The sequence below is a fragment of the Methanoculleus marisnigri JR1 genome, assembly GCF_000015825.1.
Classification (GTDB): domain Archaea; phylum Halobacteriota; class Methanomicrobia; order Methanomicrobiales; family Methanoculleaceae; genus Methanoculleus; species Methanoculleus marisnigri.
Window position 1 is genome coordinate 1 of the sequence record NC_009051.1, and the last position, 18,815, is coordinate 18,815.

General features: G+C 63.0%; 24 protein-coding genes. 22 read left to right on the forward strand and 2 right to left on the reverse strand.

The annotated features are described in order from the left end of the window. The first annotated feature begins 468 nt into the window (after positions 1-468). From MEMAR_RS00005 to pdxT, 9 genes are all read left to right on the forward strand, one after another. A complete protein-coding gene (locus tag MEMAR_RS00005; RefSeq protein ID WP_011842857.1) occupies positions 469-1,752 on the forward strand; it encodes an ORC1-type DNA replication protein in 1,284 nt (427 codons plus the stop codon). 4 nt (positions 1,753-1,756) lie between these two features. Beyond that, positions 1,757-2,248, forward strand: coding sequence for an Lrp/AsnC family transcriptional regulator (locus MEMAR_RS00010; protein ID WP_011842858.1), 492 nt, complete (start codon positions 1,757-1,759; stop codon positions 2,246-2,248). A gap of 10 nt (positions 2,249-2,258) precedes the next feature. After that, the gene (locus MEMAR_RS00015; RefSeq protein WP_011842859.1) at positions 2,259-3,419 is read left to right on the forward strand and encodes an aminotransferase class I/II-fold pyridoxal phosphate-dependent enzyme; all 1,161 of its coding nucleotides are present in this window, start codon (positions 2,259-2,261) and stop codon (positions 3,417-3,419) included. 646 nt (positions 3,420-4,065) lie between these two features. After that, positions 4,066-5,076, forward strand: coding sequence for an adenylosuccinate synthetase (locus tag MEMAR_RS00020; protein WP_187147926.1), 1,011 nt, complete (start codon positions 4,066-4,068; stop codon positions 5,074-5,076). After that, the gene (locus MEMAR_RS00025; protein ID WP_011842862.1) at positions 5,073-5,258 is read left to right on the forward strand and encodes a methytransferase partner Trm112; all 186 of its coding nucleotides are present in this window, start codon (positions 5,073-5,075) and stop codon (positions 5,256-5,258) included. The genes MEMAR_RS00020 and MEMAR_RS00025 overlap by 4 nt, the downstream gene beginning before the upstream one ends. Before the next feature lie 8 nt (positions 5,259-5,266). Then, the gene (locus MEMAR_RS00030) at positions 5,267-5,791 is read left to right on the forward strand and encodes a DUF7524 family protein (RefSeq protein WP_011842863.1); all 525 of its coding nucleotides are present in this window, start codon (positions 5,267-5,269) and stop codon (positions 5,789-5,791) included. Beyond that, on the forward strand, positions 5,770-6,690 hold the full coding sequence (cbiB, locus tag MEMAR_RS00035; protein ID WP_011842864.1) for an adenosylcobinamide-phosphate synthase CbiB: 921 nt from the start codon (positions 5,770-5,772) through the stop codon (positions 6,688-6,690). Before MEMAR_RS00030 ends, cbiB begins: the two co-directional genes overlap by 22 nt. A gap of 5 nt (positions 6,691-6,695) precedes the next feature. Further along, on the forward strand, positions 6,696-7,592 hold the full coding sequence (gene pdxS / locus MEMAR_RS00040; RefSeq protein ID WP_011842865.1) for a pyridoxal 5'-phosphate synthase lyase subunit PdxS: 897 nt from the start codon (positions 6,696-6,698) through the stop codon (positions 7,590-7,592). Continuing rightward, positions 7,582-8,160 carry a pyridoxal 5'-phosphate synthase glutaminase subunit PdxT gene (gene pdxT / locus MEMAR_RS00045; protein WP_011842866.1) on the forward strand — a complete coding sequence of 193 codons (579 nt, stop codon included), beginning with the start codon at positions 7,582-7,584 and terminating at the stop codon, positions 8,158-8,160. The genes pdxS and pdxT overlap by 11 nt, the downstream gene beginning before the upstream one ends. A gap of 8 nt (positions 8,161-8,168) precedes the next feature. On the opposite strand, the gene MEMAR_RS00050 is transcribed toward pdxT, so the two are convergent. Further along, a complete protein-coding gene (locus tag MEMAR_RS00050) occupies positions 8,169-8,531 on the reverse strand; it encodes an ArsR/SmtB family transcription factor (RefSeq protein WP_011842867.1) in 363 nt (120 codons plus the stop codon). 260 nt (positions 8,532-8,791) lie between these two features. Here MEMAR_RS00050 and MEMAR_RS00055 point away from each other — a divergent pair, with 260 nt between their 5' ends. Further along, on the forward strand, positions 8,792-9,724 hold the full coding sequence (locus MEMAR_RS00055) for a sulfite exporter TauE/SafE family protein (RefSeq protein WP_011842868.1): 933 nt from the start codon (positions 8,792-8,794) through the stop codon (positions 9,722-9,724). 215 nt (positions 9,725-9,939) lie between these two features. Here the strand turns inward: MEMAR_RS00055 and MEMAR_RS00060 are convergent, their stop codons facing one another. Beyond that, the gene (locus MEMAR_RS00060) at positions 9,940-10,323 is read right to left on the reverse strand and encodes an ArsR/SmtB family transcription factor (protein ID WP_011842869.1); all 384 of its coding nucleotides are present in this window, start codon (positions 10,321-10,323) and stop codon (positions 9,940-9,942) included. Between the two features lie 271 nt (positions 10,324-10,594). Here MEMAR_RS00060 and MEMAR_RS13055 point away from each other — a divergent pair, with 271 nt between their 5' ends. From MEMAR_RS13055 to MEMAR_RS00115, 12 genes are all read left to right on the forward strand, one after another. After that, entirely contained in the window at positions 10,595-10,744 is a 150-nt protein-coding gene (locus MEMAR_RS13055) for a hypothetical protein (protein WP_187147951.1), read from the forward strand. Between the two features lie 97 nt (positions 10,745-10,841). Further along, positions 10,842-11,747, forward strand: a complete 906-nt coding sequence (locus MEMAR_RS00065) for a permease (RefSeq protein WP_011842871.1) — start codon at positions 10,842-10,844, stop codon at positions 11,745-11,747. 57 nt (positions 11,748-11,804) lie between these two features. Continuing rightward, positions 11,805-12,884, forward strand: coding sequence for a permease (locus MEMAR_RS00070; protein WP_011842872.1), 1,080 nt, complete (start codon positions 11,805-11,807; stop codon positions 12,882-12,884). 10 nt (positions 12,885-12,894) lie between these two features. Next, entirely contained in the window at positions 12,895-13,164 is a 270-nt protein-coding gene (locus MEMAR_RS00075) for a hypothetical protein (RefSeq protein WP_011842873.1), read from the forward strand. After that, positions 13,161-13,394 carry a thioredoxin family protein gene (locus MEMAR_RS00080; RefSeq protein WP_011842874.1) on the forward strand — a complete coding sequence of 78 codons (234 nt, stop codon included), beginning with the start codon at positions 13,161-13,163 and terminating at the stop codon, positions 13,392-13,394. Before MEMAR_RS00075 ends, MEMAR_RS00080 begins: the two co-directional genes overlap by 4 nt. A gap of 33 nt (positions 13,395-13,427) precedes the next feature. Further along, entirely contained in the window at positions 13,428-13,670 is a 243-nt protein-coding gene (locus MEMAR_RS00085; RefSeq protein ID WP_011842875.1) for a thioredoxin family protein, read from the forward strand. Between the two features lies 1 nt (position 13,671). Further along, positions 13,672-14,526, forward strand: a complete 855-nt coding sequence (locus MEMAR_RS00090) for a putative zinc-binding protein (RefSeq protein WP_011842876.1) — start codon at positions 13,672-13,674, stop codon at positions 14,524-14,526. A gap of 143 nt (positions 14,527-14,669) precedes the next feature. Continuing rightward, on the forward strand, positions 14,670-15,635 hold the full coding sequence (locus MEMAR_RS00095) for a daunorubicin resistance protein DrrA family ABC transporter ATP-binding protein (RefSeq protein WP_011842877.1): 966 nt from the start codon (positions 14,670-14,672) through the stop codon (positions 15,633-15,635). After that, positions 15,632-16,387: an ABC transporter permease gene (locus MEMAR_RS00100; RefSeq protein ID WP_011842878.1), complete on the forward strand. Its 756-nt coding sequence runs from the start codon at positions 15,632-15,634 to the stop codon at positions 16,385-16,387. Before MEMAR_RS00095 ends, MEMAR_RS00100 begins: the two co-directional genes overlap by 4 nt. A gap of 53 nt (positions 16,388-16,440) precedes the next feature. After that, positions 16,441-16,833 (forward strand): DUF2703 domain-containing protein, encoded by a 393-nt coding sequence (locus MEMAR_RS00105; protein ID WP_011842879.1) that lies wholly within the window; start codon positions 16,441-16,443, stop codon positions 16,831-16,833. 248 nt (positions 16,834-17,081) lie between these two features. Next, the gene (locus MEMAR_RS00110; protein WP_011842880.1) at positions 17,082-18,164 is read left to right on the forward strand and encodes an ABC transporter substrate-binding protein; all 1,083 of its coding nucleotides are present in this window, start codon (positions 17,082-17,084) and stop codon (positions 18,162-18,164) included. A gap of 7 nt (positions 18,165-18,171) precedes the next feature. Beyond that, positions 18,172-18,813, forward strand: a complete 642-nt coding sequence (locus MEMAR_RS00115; protein WP_011842881.1) for a class I SAM-dependent methyltransferase — start codon at positions 18,172-18,174, stop codon at positions 18,811-18,813. Positions 18,814-18,815: the final 2 nt, after the last annotated feature.

The following is an 18,815-nucleotide window of genomic DNA, read 5'->3' on the forward strand; positions in this document are numbered from 1 at the left end:
TTTTATCCTTTCTTCTTGCTCTGTTTCATTTTTTACCCCTTTTTGAATTCCTTTGCCCTTTTTTACTCCTTTTTCTTCCTCTGTTTATCCCCGATTTTCTTTTAATCTCTCGGATTTCTTTTTCCTTTTCTCTCCTCGCTTTGTTTTTTCTCTAAATTAATACGGTAAACCTTTATACCTTGAATTTCAGAGGTACACATGACTATTGTCATCGGTTTTGAATGAACGATACACACGGTGTATCGTCATCAGGTTTCCACTCGAAACAAAGGGGTCGGGGCGATCCCGTCCGGGTCCCTTGATCTGCCCTCCAAGACTCCCCCCAACTCGACCGGTTTATCGGGATCTCCCGGCGATCCAATGCTCGAAGTTCCACTGGAAACGAAGGGGTTATCTGTCCCTAAAGCGATCATATTAAGAGACCTCGACACGAAAATTTCCTGCCCTGCTTCCCTCCTCGGTGACATCATGTCGGACGATAAAACGAGCCCTATGGGGTTATTCAAAAAATACCTGACCAATAGACGTATATTCAAGAATAGAGAAGTCCTCCGCCACAACTATCGTCCCCAGATCCTGCCTCACCGGAAGCCGCAGATCGACGAGATCGCTTCGATTCTCGCACCCGCCCTCACGAACGAGACCCCGTCAAACATCCTCATCTACGGCAAGACCGGGACCGGGAAGACGGCTTCGGTCCGGTACGTGGGAACGGAGCTCGAGAACGCGAGCGCTCTTGCCGGGACGAAGTGCAAGATCGTCCACCTCAACTGCGAGGTGATCGACACCCAGTACCGGGTCCTCGCCCAGATCGCGAACGGCCTCGACAACGCCGATGAGCACCCGAGCGACAGCACCAGGAGCCACATCCCCATGACCGGGTGGCCGACCGACCAGGTCTACATGGAGCTCAAGAACCAGCTCGAGAGCAGCGGCGGGGTCATGGTCATCATCCTCGACGAGATCGACAAACTCGTCAAAAAGAGCGGCGACGACACCCTCTACAACCTCACCCGGATCAACTCCGACCTGAAGTTCGCGAAGGTCAGCATCATCGGGATCTCAAACGACCTCCGGTTCACCGATTTCCTGGACCCCCGGGTCCTCTCCTCGCTCTCCGAAGAGGAGATTGTCTTCCCCCCCTACAACGCCCCGCAGCTCTGCGACATCCTCCAGCAGAGGGCGGAGATGGCGTTCGTCGAGGGCGCGCTCGACGAGACGGTCATCCCCCTCTGTGCCGCGCTCGCGGCACAGGAGCACGGCGACGCCCGGCGGGCGCTCGACCTGCTCCGGGTCTCGGGCGAACTCGCGGACCGCGAGAACGCCTCGGGCGTGGCCGAGAAGCATGTCCGGATGGCCCAGGAGAAGATCGAGACCGACAGCATGGTGGAGTGCATCTCCACCCTTCCGACCCAGAGCAAGGCGGTCCTCTACGCGATGCTGATCCTCGAGCAGATGGGTAAGAGGATCTTCACGAGCGGCGAGGTCACGGTGGTCTACCGTGAGATCGCCCGGATCATCGACCTCGACGTCCTGACGCACCGCCGGATCACCGACCTCATCTCCGAACTCAACATGCTCGGCGTCATCAACACCCGGGTCATCTCACGGGGCCGCTACGGCCGGACGAAGGAGATGTGGTTCGATGCAGCGACGAGCAAGATCGAGGAGGTCGTCACCCGCGACCCGAGGCTCGACGACGAGAGGCTCAAGAAACTCGACGTCAACCGATTGAGAGCAATGTTCAGGTGAAACCATGGACGAAAAGGACCGTATCCTCCTCCATCTCCTGGAGGAGAACTGCCGCACCCCCGTAAGCGAACTCGCGGTGCTGGCCGAGATGAGCGAGCAGGACGTGAAGGATCGGATCGGCCGGCTGGAAGTGGCAGGCGCCATCCGCCGCTACGGGGCGGTTGTCGACTGGGAGCGGGCCGGCGACGGAAACGTCGCTGCAGTGCTCGAACTCAAAGTCTCGCCCGAGCGGGACTTCGGCTACGACCGGATCGCCGAGCGGATCACCCGGTTCCCGCAGGTCCGGTCGCTCCGCCTGATGACTGGCGCGTACGACCTTCAGATCCTGGTCACCGGGCCGAGCATGCACGAGATCGCGCGGTTCGTCTCCGAGCAGATCGCCCCGATGGACCGGATCCGGGAGACGGCGACGCACATCATCATGAAGACCTACAAGGAGAACGGCACCACCTTCGCCGAGCGCGAAGAGGTCGAGCGGCTCCCCTACTCATTCTGAGGTGAGACGTTTGAGAGATTTCGTCTCGAAACGGGCCCGCGCCATACCTCCTTCGGGTATCCGGAAGTTCTTCGATATCGCCCAGACGATGGAAGACGTCATATCCCTGGGCGTCGGCGAGCCGGACTTCGTGACGCCCTGGTGCGTCTGCGAGGCGTCCATCTACTCCATCGAACAGGGGTCGACCGCCTACACCTCGAACAAGGGGACGCCCCGGCTTCGGGCCGCCATCAGCCGCTACCTCGATACCCGCTTTTCCACGCACTACGATCCCGAGGCGGAGATCATCGTCACCTGCGGCGTCTCGGAGGCGGCCGATATCGCCATCCGGGCCGTCACGGATCCCGGCGACGAGATCCTGGTCGCCGAGCCCTGCTATGTCTCCTACAACCCCTGCGTCTCTCTTGCCGGAGGAACCCCGGTGCCCGTTCTCTGCCGGGCGGAGGACGAGTTCCGGCTGACGGCCGATGCGCTCGCGGAGAGCATCACCCCGCGGACGAAGGCACTGATTGCAAACTTCCCGAACAACCCCACCGGCGGGGTGATGGAGGAGGCGGACTGGCACGCGATCGCCGATCTCCTGGTCGACCACGACCTCCTCCTCATCAGCGACGAGGTTTATGCCGAGCTCACCTACGACGGCGACCATTTCTCACCGGCAAGGATCCCCGAACTCCGCGAGCGTACGATCACCCTGAACGGGTTCTCGAAGGCTTTCGCCATGACCGGGTGGCGGATCGGTTACCTCTGCGCTCCCCCCGAGATCGCCGCGGCGGCCCTGAAGATCCACCAGTACGTTGCGCTCTGCGCTCCTGTCATGGGGCAGATCGCGGCTTATGAAGCGCTCCGGAACGGGGAGGCCGAGAAGGATGCGATGGTCCGGGAGTACCGTCTCCGGCGCAACCTCTTCGTCGACGGGCTGAACAAACTCGGTCTTGTCTGCCACGTCCCGAAAGGTGCGTTCTATGCCTTCCCGTCGGTGGAGAGCACCGGCATGACCGATGTCGAGTTCGCGGAGGGGCTTTTACGCGAGCAGCACGTCGCGGTCGTTCCGGGGAGCGCTCTCGGCCCCTCCGGCGCCGGGCACGTACGGTGCGCCTACGCCGTCTCGCGCGACGATCTCAAAGAGGCGCTCTCCCGGATGGGGGCCTTTTTGGGGTCAGTAAAATAAAAATACCTCCATAAATATCTCCAAATGAAAATCGAAACTCTTTTATGAGATATCTCTGCATGGGCAACCGTCAGTTTGTTGTCCGACAGAGGAACGACAGGTGGAGAACCCCTTTATTTCCACTGGAGATGTGGATTTATTCGGGGATTTTGGCTGACCGGGATCCCCGTGTGCCCGTATCGGAAATATGCATTCAGTCGCCCAAACCCCGGGCAGATCTCCGGGTTCGCATCCGCGCTCCGGCCAATGGATCTGCTGACAGATCGGCATACCGCCCCGGAGGGAAAACTCGATGCGTCAGCCGGTGATCCCTCTGAGACGAAAATTCCACTGGAAACAAAGGGGTCAAGATCCCGTCGGTGATCGTGTCGGGGCCGATCCGCAGAAACCAGGGTTGATATACAATGACCTCTGCCGCTGGAAACCGGAGATATACGCGAATATCGCGGTGCAGCGCCGGAGATACTCGACCTGCACCCTGCACCTGCCCGGACATCTTCCGCGCCTCCTCCCCGGGCGCGGGCCGCTGGTGCGGACGCTGCAGGGGTTGCTGAAACCCGGTTGCCTTTAAACCGGGTGGCCGCACTCCCGGTATCAGATTGTAACGTTTATCAGCATGTATCACTCCATCCTACTTGATAGAACAATGAGTTGTACTATTATCGTCGGCGGGTTCTTTGGTGACGAGGGAAAAGGAAAAATCGTGGCCCACATCGCTCACCAGGACAGACCATCCATCATCTCCCGGGGCGGGGTCGGCCCGAACGCAGGGCATACCGTCTGCATCGGAGAGAAGGAGTACGGAGTTCGGATGGTTCCCTCGGGGTTCGTCTACCCGGAAGCGACCCTCATGATCGGGAGCGGCGTGCTCGTCGATCCTCGTGTCTTTCTGCGGGAAGTCGACCTGGTCGGCGTCCGGGACAGGATCTTTGTCGACGGACGGTGCGGGGTCATCGAAGAGGATCACATCGCGCGGGACAAGGCGAGCGACCATCTCAGTAAGAAGATCGGGAGCACCGGAACCGGGTGCGGCCCGGCCAACGCCGACCGTGTCCTCCGGACATCGCGGCAGGCGAAAGACGTCCCGGAGCTCGCGGGGTTCATCACCGACGTGGCCGAGGATGTCAACCGTGCTCTCGATAGCGACGAGGTGGTTCTCCTCGAGGGGACCCAGGGCTTCGGAATCTCGCTCTACTTCGGAACCTACCCGTTCGTGACGAGCAAGGATACCTCCGCCTCGCAGATCGCCGCCGACAACGGCGTCGGCCCGACCAGGGTCGACGACGTCATCGTCGTCTTCAAGGCCTACCCGACCCGGGTCGGGGAGGGGCCCTTCTCCACCGAGATGTCGGCGGCGCGGTCGCACGAGCTCGGGATCGAGGAGTTCGGCACTGTCACCCATCGCCAGCGCCGCATCGGCACCTGGGACGGGAAGATGGCGCGGTACTCGGCGATGATCAACGGGTGCACCCAGGCTGCGATCACCGGGATCGACCGGGTCGATCCGGCCTGTTTCGGCGCGACGGAGTACGATCAGCTGACGAAAGCGGCACGCGACTTCATCACGCAGGCCGAAAAAGACATCGGCAAACCGGTCACCCTGATCTCGACGGGCCCCGAGATGTCCCAGATCATCGATCTTCGGAGCGAACTATGAGAAAAAACCTGATGGAGATACTCTGCTGTCCGGTCTGCAAGGGCGAACTCGAGCTGACCGTGACCGAAGAGAGCGGTGAGGAGGTGCTGGAGGGGACTCTCCGGTGCGCGGCGTGCAGCGTCGACTACCCCATCAGCGAGGGTATCCCGAACCTCCTCCCGCAGACCGCCTGTGAGGACTGATTGCGCCGATGACGGAGATTCATCTCAACCGCCGGGGGATTAACTCCATCGAGGTTCCGGACGAGGTAGAGGCAACGCCGGGGAGCGACCTCGTCCTCCGGATTATCAACCACGGGTCGCCGCTTCACATCACCCTCGCCTCCCCGAACTCCTCGGCCTTCACCGGCTTTTTTCACGAGAACCTCTACGTGAGCAGATCCGAGGAGTTCTCCATCCCCATCCGGGAGAACGGCTACCCCGGCACCTTCAATATCGAGGTCATCGCCGGGTACGGCACCCGGAAGGCGGAGTTCCGGGTCGTCGTCAGGGAGCGGGCGGCACCGGAGCCCGAGCCGGTCGAGGTTCCGGCAACTCCTGCCGTTCCGGCGACCTCGATGCGATGGCGTTCGTCCGTCCCGGTTCTTCTCCTCGCCGCCGCCGCCCTGGTTCTCTACGTGCTCTGGCTGGTCTACCGGGTGGATCTCTTAAACGCCGCTGCGTTCGCGGTGCTGCTCATCGGGGTCGTCCTCGCATGGCTGCGGCAGCGGTCGTAGTCGCCGCGTCGTTGCTGGTGGACCGGCTGGTCGGCGACCCGCACTCACGCTACCACCCGGTGGCAATCCTCGGCCGGTTCATTGGGTGGTGGGGGGTCCCGGCCCGCTACCCGCCCGGCATCCAGCGGGTTGCCGGGGTTGCGGGAGCCGTCCTGACCGTCGCGCTCTTTGCCGCCCCGTTTGCGCTCGTCCAGTTCGCGGCCCCCTGGTACCTCTATCTTCTCCTCGCGCCCTTCCTGCTCAAGACCTGTCTCGCCTGGCGGGCGCTCGAGGAGCATGCCGCCGCCGTGGTCCAGGCGCTCGATGACGGCGGGATCGATGCGGGCCGCTGCGAGGTCGGGATGATGGTGAGCCGGGATACGGCGCGCCTCGATCCCGAGCACGTCCTCTCGGCCGCGTATGAATCGATGACCGAGAACCTTGTCGACAGCATCGTCTCCCCGCTCTTCTACTTCGGGCTCTTCGGGCTTACCGGGGCTGCAGCCTTCCGGGCGGTCAACACCCTGGACGCCATGCTCGGCTACCGCGACGAGCGGCTCCGGCTCGGGTGGTTCCCCGCCCGCGCCGACGATATCGCAAACTTCGTCCCGGCGCGGCTGACCGGCCTCATCCTTCTCGCCTACTTTGCGGCGAAAGGCCGGTTCGGACCGGCCTGGGCGGCCCTTCGCCGCGACGCGAAGAAACGCCCCGGATTCAACGGCGGGATCCCGATGGCCGTCATTGCCGGCGGCGTCGGCGTCCGGCTCGAGAAGCCCGGTGCCTACACCATCGGGGACCCGGAGCGGACCCTTGCGGAGGCTGGCGCCGGGATCGTCCGTGCGGTCCGTGCGGCGACGATCATCTTTGCGATCCTGGAGATCGCCGCACTATTTTTATTGTGGTCAATGAGCTATACATAGAAGTAATGAAACTCGAGGAACTGAGATTTGGCACCGAGCTGATCAAGCGCGGCTTTGCGTCGATGCAGAAGGGCGGCGTCATCATGGACGTCGTCAACGCAGAGCAGGCGCAGCTCGCCGAAGAGGCCGGTGCCGTCGCCGTCATGGCGCTTGAGAGAGTCCCTGCCGATATCAGGGCGGCCGGTGGCGTGGCCCGTATGGCCGACCCACAGAAGATCGTCGAGATCATCGATGCTGTCTCCATCCCGGTGATGGGGAAGGCCCGGATCGGCCACTTCGTCGAGGCGCAGATGCTGGAAGCCCTCGGCGTGGACATGGTCGACGAGAGCGAGGTCCTGACCCCGGCCGACGAGCAGTTCCATATCGATAAGACCGGTTTTGGTGTCCCGTTCGTCTGCGGCGCCCGGAACCTCGGGGAGGCGCTGCGCCGTATCAACGAGGGAGCGGCGATGATCCGGACGAAGGGCGAGGCCGGCACCGGCAACGTCGTGGAGGCGGTCCGCCACATGCGGGCGATCATGGGCGGGATCCGGGCGCTGAAAGGCCTCTCCAGCCAGGAGCTCGTCGACTGCGCCCGAGATATCGAGGCGCCCGTGGAACTCGTCATCGAGTGCGCACAGCGCGGCCGCCTCCCCGTGGTGAACTTCTCCGCGGGCGGGATCGCGACGCCTGCCGACGCGGCGCTGATGATGCAGCTCGGCGCCGACGGGGTCTTCGTCGGGTCGGGCATCTTCAAGTCCACGAACCCCGAGGCGACCGCCCGGGCGATCGTGGAGGCGGTCAACCACTACGACGACGCAAAGGTCATCGCCGAAGTAAGCAGGGGCCTTGGGGCTGCGATGAAGGGCCTCGACGTCCATCTCCTCCGCGAAGACGAGGTGCTGCAGACCCGTGGGCGTTAAGGTCGGCGTTCTCGCGCTCCAGGGCGACGTCGCCGAGCATATCGCGGCGTTCCGGGAGGCTCTCGCGGAGAGGCCGGGCTCATCGGTCGCGCCGATCCGGCGCGCGGAAGACCTTGCGGACCTCGACGCGCTCGCGATACCGGGTGGAGAGTCGACGACGATCTCCCGGCTGATGGGAAAAAACGGGCTCTATGAGCCGGTTGCGGAGTTTGAGGGCGGGGTCTTTGCCACCTGCGCGGGAATGGTCCTTTCCGCCGACCGGGTGGACGACCCCCGGGTCCGGCCCCTCTCCCTCATCCCGATGCACGTGGCGAGGAACGCCTTCGGGCGGCAGGTCGACTCCCGCGAGACGATGCTCGAGGTTGCCGGGCTTGCCGAACCTTTTCGCGCGGTCTTCATCCGGGCGCCGGTGGCGACGGAGGCCGGGGATGGCGTCGAGGTGCTTGCCCGCATCCCGGAGGGGATTGTCGCCGTCCGGCACGGCCGGCACATGGCGTTCGCCTTCCACCCGGAGCTCGGCGGGGACCTCCGCCTGCACCGGGTATTTTTAGAGGGGCTTGAGGTATAGGCCCCGGTTCACTCTTTTTCCCGGTCTTTGGCGGTGCCTATCCGCCGAGCCCATACAGCGCCCCCGAGATCGGTGAGGCTGTAGATGATCCAGTTCCCCTGCGCCTCGCCGGCGACGAGCCCGGCCTTCTTCAGAACCGCGAGGTGGTAGGAGAGCTTCGAGTCCGCTATCCCGAGCACCTCCCGTATGACGCAGACACAGAGGGGCTGGACGGCGAGCATCGCGAGGATCTTCAAGCGGAGGGGGTCGGCGAGTGCGCGAAAGAGGGCGCTCTCCCTTTCCAGGGCCTCGTTCCCCGGCAGCCGCTCCATCAGTCCCGCGATGCCGCCGCACCGGCAGAGCGCCTCCTCGATCCCTTCCGGGAGGGCCATCGATTCCTGCCTGCGCGTAGTGTTCTCTTCCAACCCGGACTCAGACCCCATGTTTCAAGCAGTTATGAAATGACAGCCGATATATAAGCACCGATCGGCCGGGAAAGCCTGCGCTGCCCCACCGGAACCTCAACGGCCAATTCCCCTTTTTCCACCCCCGGCCGGACCTATTTCAAACATTGCAGAGACCTCAACCCTAATGCCGGCATGCCGCCAATCTAAAATTCAAACAAATTTAAAATACCTGCGGATGCGATTGAATGACTGAAAGAGTAACGGAGAGCGTTGATATTGCCAGCGTATTGAAAACATATGCGCCGACAATCGTTCTGTTAGCCGTCATCGTCGGCCTGACTGCCTGGTCCTTTTCAACAGGCATGTCAGCAAAAGAAGGAGCGCCGGCTGTCACGCTGATGGTGGCAGTCCTGCTCGTTGTTGTCGGACTGGCTGCCGGAATGCTTGGCGGAATTATCGGGGCCGGCGGCTGCAGTGTCATGTTGCCGATCCTTCATTTTTACCTGGGGTATCCGGTGCCCATCGCGATTGGTACCACGCTTTTCGCTGTCATCTTTACAGCAATATCCGGAGGATACGGTCATCTGATACGGAAAAATCTGGATGTAAAAACCACCCTATGGCTTGGCGGGTTCGGCATTATCGGGGTGGTTATCGGTTCGTATGTCTTCAACCTTCTTTCGGATCAGACGGCTCTTCTGGGACTGATACTCGGTATAGCGTTCCTTCTGCCTGCGGTGCGTATGATTTTCGAAGGGGTTGCGCATCGAAAGAAAAGCCAGCCGGAAGGTAATGTCATCCCCGGTTCGGAAGGGAGAAAAGGGCTGCTCGGGTTCGTAGTCGGTATTCTGACGGGGCTTGTCGGACTGGGCGGAGGATACGCTCTTGTTCCCGGCCTGATTTACCTGTTTAACGCGCCGGTGTATGTCACGATGGGAACGTCGCTGGCGACAATAATCCCCCTGGCCGTCGTCGGTGGGGGCATCAAGCTCGCGGAGGGGTATGTTGCAATCGGCGCTGCATTGCTCCTGGCCGCAGGAACGATCGTGGGCGCACAGCTCGGTGCTGCCGTCATCAAGAAGTTCCACCCCGCGACGTTGAAACTGATCTTCGGCGTTTACTTTTTGTACGTCTCTGTGAAGTTTATACTGGCCTACTTCGGAATTGCAATATTTTAGCGCGAGATCCGGACCTCGGTGCCATCCCCTCGCAGTTACGATGGGGGAGCTTATCTCCGGCCAGGTGGACGGTTCCCGGTTGCGAACCCTGCCCTCATCCCGGACGGAGGATCGTGGCGGTCCGGAGAGACCTGCACACCGCGTTCGCGTTCCAACCGGGGCTCGGTGGCAGGGCCTGTACCGGGTGTTGTATAGATCCCCGGATGTGCCTGTTTTCAACTCCGGGCGTTGCCTGCTATCTGCTGCGCCCAGGCGCTGCCTTCACCGGTCAGCCGGTAGATGATCCAGTTCCCCTGCGCCTCGCCGACGATCAGCCCGGCTGTTTTCAGGACCGAGAGGTGGTAAGATAACTTTGAATCCGCTATCCCGAGCACTATCTTGATGACACAGACACAGAGCGGCTGCACGGCAAGCATCGCAAGGATCTTGAGGCGGAACGGGTCGGCGAGTGCGCGAAAGAGGGCGCTCTCCCGTTCTAGGATGCCCTCCTCCGGCAACTGCTCCACCAGCCCCGCGATCCCGCCGCACTGGCAGAGCGACTCCTCGACGTCGGGAGGAAGGGACAGGGATGCGCCCCGGTATATTTCGTCTTCTGTCATCGGGGTGTCACACTCATTATTTCAGGGTAACATGAAATGGAGATGCCTATAATTTTTCGACGCTACCATACGGATACGAACCGGTTGTAAGACCGCAGAGGAAAAACGTCGGTTTTATCAGCGGTGGCAGAGCAGCACGGCTCATCCTGACCGGACTCTACCGCAAGCCCACCGGTTGACCTCTACTTCAACTCTTTTTGAAACCAGAACATTTATCGGGTGGCGTTACCACAATATTTCAAATAATGTTGAAACGATGGAGCGTAGCACCATGACGGACGACACCAGCAAAAACCGGAAGGAGGGCACCGCCGGACGGATCAAGAACCTTTTTGCACCGGAGAGCGACTGCGGCTGCGGCGGCGGCTGCTGCGGCAACGTAAAGATTGTGCCGAAGAAGACGGACGAGAAGAAGGAGTGACCGGAAGCGGAGCATGGCAGGCGGATGGGTGAGGAGTTCCGTGCCCGGGCGGCGTACGGCCCTCAGGAGAGGGAACAGGACAGGTGAGTGAACGACCATGGATGCCGCTTCGAACCTGATCACCGCCGGAGAGTTCTTCGTCGTCATCGCCGGGGAACTGGTTCTGCTCTTTGTGGGGATCACCTTCCTGGTCGGGCTCCTCCAGGCCTACATTCCCGAAGAACGGATCCGGAGCGTGCTCGCCGGGAGGCGACAGGGTGCCGGGAATGTCCTTTCTGCCGGGTTCGGCGCCCTCACCCCGTTCTGCTCCTGCTCGACGATCCCGATCCTGCTCGGCCTCCTCGACATCGGGGTCCCATTCGGCGTCTGCATGTCGTTCCTGCTCGCATCCCCGCTCCTGAACCCGGTGATCCTCGCCCTTCTCGTGGCGCTGGTGGGAATCGTCCCGACCGCCATCTACGCCGCCCTTACCTTCACGGCCGCGATCGTCATAGGCTGGCTCCTCGGACGGCTCGGCTACGCCCGCTACGTGAAAGACGTCATGGTCGAAGGCCGGCCGGAACCGTGCGGCTGCAACAGCAGCCACGGGACGCGGATTCGCGGTGCGTTCTCCTTCGCCGTCCGTCTCTTCCAGCAGGTCTTCCCCTACCTCATCCTCGGAGCGGGGATCGGGGCGTTCATCTACGGGTTCATCCCCGGAGACCTGATCGTCTCTCTCGCGGGGCCGGACAACCCCCTCGCCATCCCGGTCGCGGCGGTCATCGGCATCCCGATGTACATCCGGGCGGAGACGCTCATTCCCGTGAGCGCCGTCCTCCTCGAGAAGGGGATGGGCATCGGCGCCGTGATGGCACTGATCATCGGCGGTGCAGGAGCGAGCATCCCGGAGGTGACGCTGCTCGCCGCGATCTTCGAGCGGAGACTGGTCGCCGCGTTCGTCGCGGTCATCCTCGGCGTCGCCGTCCTCGCCGGCGCGGCCTTCCAGGTCCTCGCCGCCATCTGAGCTGCAGATTGAGGGAACGATAAGAGAACACAAGAGTACAACAAAAGGGAACAGACCATGATCGAGATACTCATCGGCGCTCTTGCGTCGGGGCTCGCGGCAGTGCTCGACTACCTCTCGGCGCACGTCCTCACCTGCCTGGTCCCGGCGTTCTTCATCGCCGGCGCCATCGCGGCTTTCGTCAAGAAGGATGCGATCCTGAAGTACTTCAGCCCGGACGCACCCAGGCACATCTCTTACGGGATCGCATCGGTCTCGGGGACGGTTCTTGCCGTCTGCAGCTGCACCATCCTCCCGATATTCGCCGGGATCCTCAAGAAAGGGAGTGGGATCGGTCCGGCAACGACGTTCCTCTTTGCCGGCCCCGCCATCAACATCCTCGCGATCATCTACACCGCATGGGTGCTCGGCTTCGACCTGGGTATTGCCCGGGCAGTCTCGGCGGTTCTGCTCGCCATCGTCATCGGGCTTGCCATGGCGCTGATCTTCCGGTCGACGGACGTCGAGACCCTGAAGCGGAAGGCGATGGCGCCGAGCGTCGCCGGGGCGTGCGAGGAGGAGAAGCCGCGCTGGGTCACGCCGGCGTTCTTCGCCCTCCTCGTCGGGGTGCTGGTCTTCGGGGCCTCGCCGCTCGACTGGACGCTCCGGCTCTCGATCGTCTACATCCTCACCCTCGCGATCGCCATCCTGCTCATCTACTACTTCGACCGGGACGAGGTGACCGACTGGGGGATGGAGACCTGGGATCTCACGAAGAAGATCTTTCCGATCCTGATCGCCGGGACCTTCCTCGTCGGGATCATCGCCTTCTTCCTCCCGCCCGAGACCTTCCAGCCCTACTTCGGGAACAACTCGCTCGGCGCGAACTTCCTTGCGGCCGTTGTCGGGATGATCCTCTACATGCCGACGCTGCTTGAAGTCCCGATCATCGGCACGACGTTCGGCTACACCAGCGGGCACATGGCCGCAGGGCCGGCGCTCGCCCTCCTGCTCGCGGGCCCGACGATCAGCCTCCCCTCCGTCCTCGTCATCTCCCGGATCGTCGGGGCGAAGAAGACGGCAGCCTACGTGGGGCTGGTGGTCGTCTTCGCGACCATCGCCGGGTTCCTGTACGGGAACGGGATGCTGCTTATCTAGGAGAGGACCCATGGAGACAGAGAAGCGAGAAAAACCCTGCTGCGCTGCCGAAGCCCTGCGCCGCGTCCGCCGGATCGAGGTCGGCGGGGTCGTCGTCGGGCTCGCGATGCTCGACGATATCCTGGCCGATACGGTTGCCCGTAACCTCTCCGGCGAGACCGCCATCGGCGACGAACTCATCAAACAGGTGAAGATCTACAACTACATCCCGAAGGGGGCCGAACCGCTCTACCGGGCGGCGCTCCTCTGTGAGTACCAGAACGAGGTGAAGAAACAATGAAGATTGAAGTGCTCGGAACCGGCTGCGCCAAGTGCAAGCGGCTTGCAAAGAACGTTGAAGCGGCAATCAAGGACCTCGGCATCGAGGCCGAACTCGTCAAGGTCGACGACATCACCGAGATCATGGACCGCGGCGTGATGCTGACCCCCGCCCTCGCCGTCGACGGCGAACTGAAGGTCTCCGGCCGGGTGGCGGATGTCAAAGAGATCAAGGAGATCCTGCAGGGGTGAGACCCCTTTTTCCCCTGCAGTGGAGTCTGAGAGATGGTGCTGGTTGAAATCTTCGGAACCGGCTGCGCCAGGTGCAAGCGGATGAACCGGAACGTCGAGATCGCGGTCGGGGATCTCGAGATCGATGCGGAGATCCGCAAGATCGAGAGCCTCGATGCGATGATCGAGCGGGGCGTGATGCTGACGCCGGCGCTCTACGTCGACGGCGAGGCCAAGGTCGTCGGCCACGTCCCCTGCGTCGAGGATATCAAACAGATATTGCTTGGAGAGAAGTGAGATGACGGAACAGAACACACCCCGGTGCGCCTGTGAATCCGGGATAGAGCCGGAAGGCGGAACGAAACGGATCATCTTCGCCTGCGCCGGCGCATCGAAGGCCGGACAGCTCACAAACGAGGCCGCCGTCCGGTTGACGAAGGAAGGATACGGGAAGATCGCCTGCACGGCCTCCCTCGCCGTCTCTACACCCTCGATCACGAAGAAGGTCGAGGCGGCGGACGAGGTGGTCGTCATCGACGGCTGCCCGGTCGGCTGCGCCCGCCAGATCGCTGAGAAGGCAGGCATCACGCCCGACCAGGAGATCGTGGTCACGGACCTCGGGATCGAGAAAGGCGGGGGCCTCGACCTCTCCGAAGAGGACGTCGAGACGGTCGTCTCCGCCGCCTGGGAGGGCAAAGGGAGAACGGAGGAGGAGAAGGGGCGCAGGCCGTCCGGTGGATGCGGCTGTGGTTGCGGGGGCTCGATGGATACTCTCGTCATCGAATGGCGGCATATTGGAAGAGACATCGAGAACACCTGCGAGCGGTGCGGCGCGACCGGGCGGGCGGTGATGGACGTCGTCGAGCAGATCCGCCCCATCCTCGAGGAAGAAGGCATCGCGGTCCGGGTTGTCGAGACGGTTCTCGAGAACGAGGCGATAACGGAGTCGAACAGCATCCTCTTCAACGGCGTGGCGCTCGAGATCCTCATCGAAGGCATGGAGGTTACCAGCACGCCCTGTGCCTCCTGCTCCTGCATCACCGGGCAGGACGACGTCGAGTGTCGTGCGGTCGAGTATAACGGCGAGCGTTACGAGTCGATCCCGCCGGAGCTGATCGCCCGGGCGGCGCTGAAGGCGCTCGGGCTGGAGTGATCGTGGCGGAGACGCGCTCTCCGCCTGCACACACAACGTCGAAGTTGTCCCCGAGGCCGGAATAGCGAACGGCTTGCAGCCCGGCCGATAAGATGCACCTTTAATACTCCCTCCCTCAAACATATTGTTCGGGACGGAACGCCGTGATCAAAGAGAACCGTGACGATCCGTCGGCCGGTGGGCCGAACGTAATCGAGGTCGAGAACCTCACGAAGACCTTCGGCGCCGTCACCGCCGTGGACTGCGTCTCGTTTCACGTTCGGCGGGGCGAGATCTTCGGGTTCCTCGGGCCGAACGGCGCCGGGAAGACCACCACCACGCGGATGCTCACCGGCGTCGTCCCGATGGACGGCGGGAGCGTGAGGATCTTCGGCCACGATATCCTGAAGGAACCGGTCCAGGCGAAACAGCGGTTCGGCGTCGTGCCCGAGACCTCGAACGCCTACGTCGAGCTCACCGCGTGGCAGAACCTCATGCTGATGGGCGACCTCTACGGGCTCGACCGCGCCCACTCGGAGCGGCGCTCACGCGAACTCCTCGAAACCCTCGGTCTCTACGGGAGGAGGGACCAGAAGGTGCGGGGCTACTCGAAGGGGATGAAACAGCGGCTCGTTCTCGCCATGGCGCTCCTCCACGAGCCCGAGCTCCTCTTCCTCGACGAACCGACGAGCGGGCTCGACGTGCAGAGCACGCAGATGATCCTCGTCCTCCTGCGCGAGCTGAACACGGACGGAACCACCATCTTTCTGACCACCCACAACATGGAGGAGGTGAACCGGCTCTGTGACCGCATAGGCATCATCCGGGCCGGAAAGATCGTCGCGATCGATGCTCCCGAGAGGCTGAAGACGGCGATCGACCGCATGCACCGGCTTGAGGTGAGCTTCGACCGGCCGGTGCCCGCCGACGCCCTCGCGGGACTCGACGGCGTGGCCGAAGCGTACCGGACGGGGGATAAGTGGCGGATCGTTACGGAGGATCCGGATCTCGTCATCCGGTCGCTCGTGGCCTTCAGCGGCGATTGCAGTGTGGCGATCCTCACCCTGAATACTCTCGCCCCGTCGCTCGACGAGGTCTTCCTGCGGCTGACCGGGGAGGAGCAACCGTGAACCCGGCGGCGTACGGCGAGCAGGCGCGGCGGGCTTGGGCGATTGCGAGGAAAGACATCCGCGTCTACTACCTCAAGGGCCCGGTGCTCATCTTCGGGATCTTCATGCCGGTCTTCCTCTTCCTCGCCTTCTTCCTGGGCGGCCGGGACCTCCCGCTCGCGTTCCTCCTCTCCGGGCTCGTGGGGATGACCCTCTTCTTCACCGCGACCGCCGTCTCGCCGGCGATCTTCCCCTGGGAAGGGCAGGCAAGGACGCTCGAACGGCTTGCCGCCTGCCCCGTCACCATCGAGGCGATCGTCCTCGGGGACATGATTGCCTCCGTCCTCTTCGGGATCGGGGTCACGGCGGTCACCATCCTCCTCGCGCTCGGGCTCGGCCTGCCCCTCCTGCACGGCATCGTGCTTGGCATTGCCGTCCTCATCGCTGCATGCTGCTTCTCGGCAATCGGCGTCCTCCTTGCCGTCCCCCCGACGAACGTGCCCTCGAACATCATGATGCTCTCCACCCTCCTGAAGTTCCCGCTCGTCTTCATATCCGGCATCTTCGTCCCCCTGGAACAGATGCCGGCGTGGGGGCTCATGCTTGCGGCCTGCTCGCCGCTCACCTACTTCACGGACGTCGTCCGCTACGCGTTTTCCGGCGCACACCACTTCCCGGTGGTGGTCGATATTGCGGCGCTCACGCTCTTTGCCCTGGTCTTCACCGCCGCCGCGATGTACCTGCACAGGCGGAGCATGCCGCGGAGGATCTGATCCGGTGCAGCGACAGGAAGATGTCCTGTCAATGTCAACAGTGGAGGTGCACCATGAAGAAGGAACTCGTCATCGAATGGAAGCACGCTGAAGGGAACATCGAAAAGACCCCTGAGGAGTTCGAGGAGACCGGGATGACGCTTGCGGCGGTCCTCGCGGAGATCCGGATGCTCCTTGAGATGGAGGGGGTCGGCGTCCGGGTGGTCGAGACGGTCCTCCCCGACGATGCCGCCGCAGAGTCGGAGTCCCTCCTCTTCAACGGGATCCCGGTCGAGCAGCTCCTCGAAGGGGTCGAGGTGACCGCGACGGCCTGTGCCTGTGCATCATGTGAATCCTGCGGGGGGGACGCGGAGTGCCGGACGCTCCGCTACAACGGCGAGGAGTACGAGGCGATCCCGCCGGAACTGATCGGGCGGGCCGCCGCAAAAGCGCTCGAGATGGAGTGAGGCGGGGCGGTCGGGCCGCCGTCGCCGGTTCCCTCTCATGCCGGGAGCCGGAGGTTTCCCGAACGCCGGAGTACACGGGGCCGGTTCCCGTAGCGGGGCGGGGGAGACTTTTTCAATCTGTTTTCAATGTATTGTACTTAACATTAACATAAAGTTAAATGACTATTTTTAATAAGGGCCGCGTTCCAACCACGATACCGTAAGCCTCCGATACCTCCCCGGAGCGTACCGGAGAGGACCGAACGGACGTGGTAGCCATTACAAGACGTTGTCATCTTCTGCTCACCCTCCTCTGCATCTGCGGGGTGCTCCTCTGCACCTCCGCCGCCTGCACGACCGTCCGGGGGACGGATTCCCCTGCCGAGAACCGCACGATCACCGATATGGCGGGCCGGACCGTCGCCGTCCCGTCGGAGATCGAGAGCATCGCCTGCACCTCGCCGCCGTCGACGATGCTCGTTTACATGGTCGCGCCCGACCGGCTCGCGGGCTGGAACTTCGCGCCCGAAGAGGGCTACATCCCCGAGCGGTACATGGCACTCCCGGTCGTCGGGGGCTGGTTCAGGAAAGAGACCGGCAACTACGAGACCTTCATCTCGATGCACCCCGACATCGTCGTCGAGGGCTACACCACCGACGGCGGGGCGGCGCACGTCACCGTCGCGGAGCGGCAGCAGAAGATGGGTTCCATCCCGGTCGTCGCCGTCGAGGACACCACCAACGCCACCCGCTACTCGGGTCCCATCAGGTTCATGGGCGGCCTCCTCGGGGAAGAGGAGCAGGCCGAAGCGATGATCGCCTTCTACGAGGGCGTGCTCGCCACGGTGACGGAGCGGGTGGCCTCGATCCCCGACGACGAGCGGGTGGCGGTCTACTATGCCGAGGGGCCGAAAGGGCTCATGACCGACCCCTCGGGTTCGCCCCATGCCGAACTCATCGACCTCTGTGGCGGGAGGAACGTCGCCGAATGCGCGATTACGCCGGGAATGGGGATGACGGAGGTCTCGATGGAGCAGGTCATCGCCTGGAACCCGGACGTCGTTCTGGTCCACGACCCGGGATTCTACGCCACGGTCCGGACCGACCCGCTCTGGCAGGAGATCGCCGCCGTGAAGACCGATCGGGTCTACCTCATCCCGCAGACGGCGTTCTGCTGGTTCGACCGTCCGCCCGGGATCAACCGGATCGTCGGGATCCCCTGGACCGCCAAAGTCCTGTATCCGAACCTCTTCGCAGATATGGATCTCGAATCCCTCGTCCGTGAGTACCACGAGACCTTCATTCACGTATCGCTTTCCGACGACCGGATCCGGGAGATCCTGAACCCCTGAGGTCAAGATGGGATACGTACCAGGCAGATTCGACCGCGACGGGGCGGAGGATATGGACCGGATTGCAAAGACGATCTTCGCCCCGATCTATCCGGTGATTGCGCAGCAGATAATCGAGCGGTGCGGGATCTCCCGCGGCAGGTGCCTTGATATCGGCAGCGGCCCCGGCTCGCTCGGGATCGCCCTTGCGCAGGCGAGCGCGTTAGCGGTCACGCTCCTCGACTCCTCCCCGGAGATGATCGCCATTGCAGGAGGGAACGTCCGGGAGGCCGGGCTTTCGGGGCGCGTCGCGCTTCTATCGGGCGACGTCCACGAGATCCCGCTTCCCGATAGGTCCGTCGATCTCGCGGTCAGCCGCGGTTCGCTCTTCTTCTGGGAGGATCTCCCCCGTGCGTTCTCCGAGATCCACCGGGTTCTCGCACCGGGCGGGACGGCCTACGTCGGGGGCGGGTTCGGTACGGCCGAACTCCGGGACACCATCGCAGCCACGATGGAGAGGGCGAACCCGGACTGGAGGAGTTTCCGGGACAGGAACCTCGGCGCGGATAACCGGGAGCGGGTCGCCGGGATCCTCGCGGCCCTCGGGTTCCGTCACCGGCTCGTCAGCGACGACTCGGGGTTCTGGGTTGTGATGGAGAAGGAGGGTTGAGC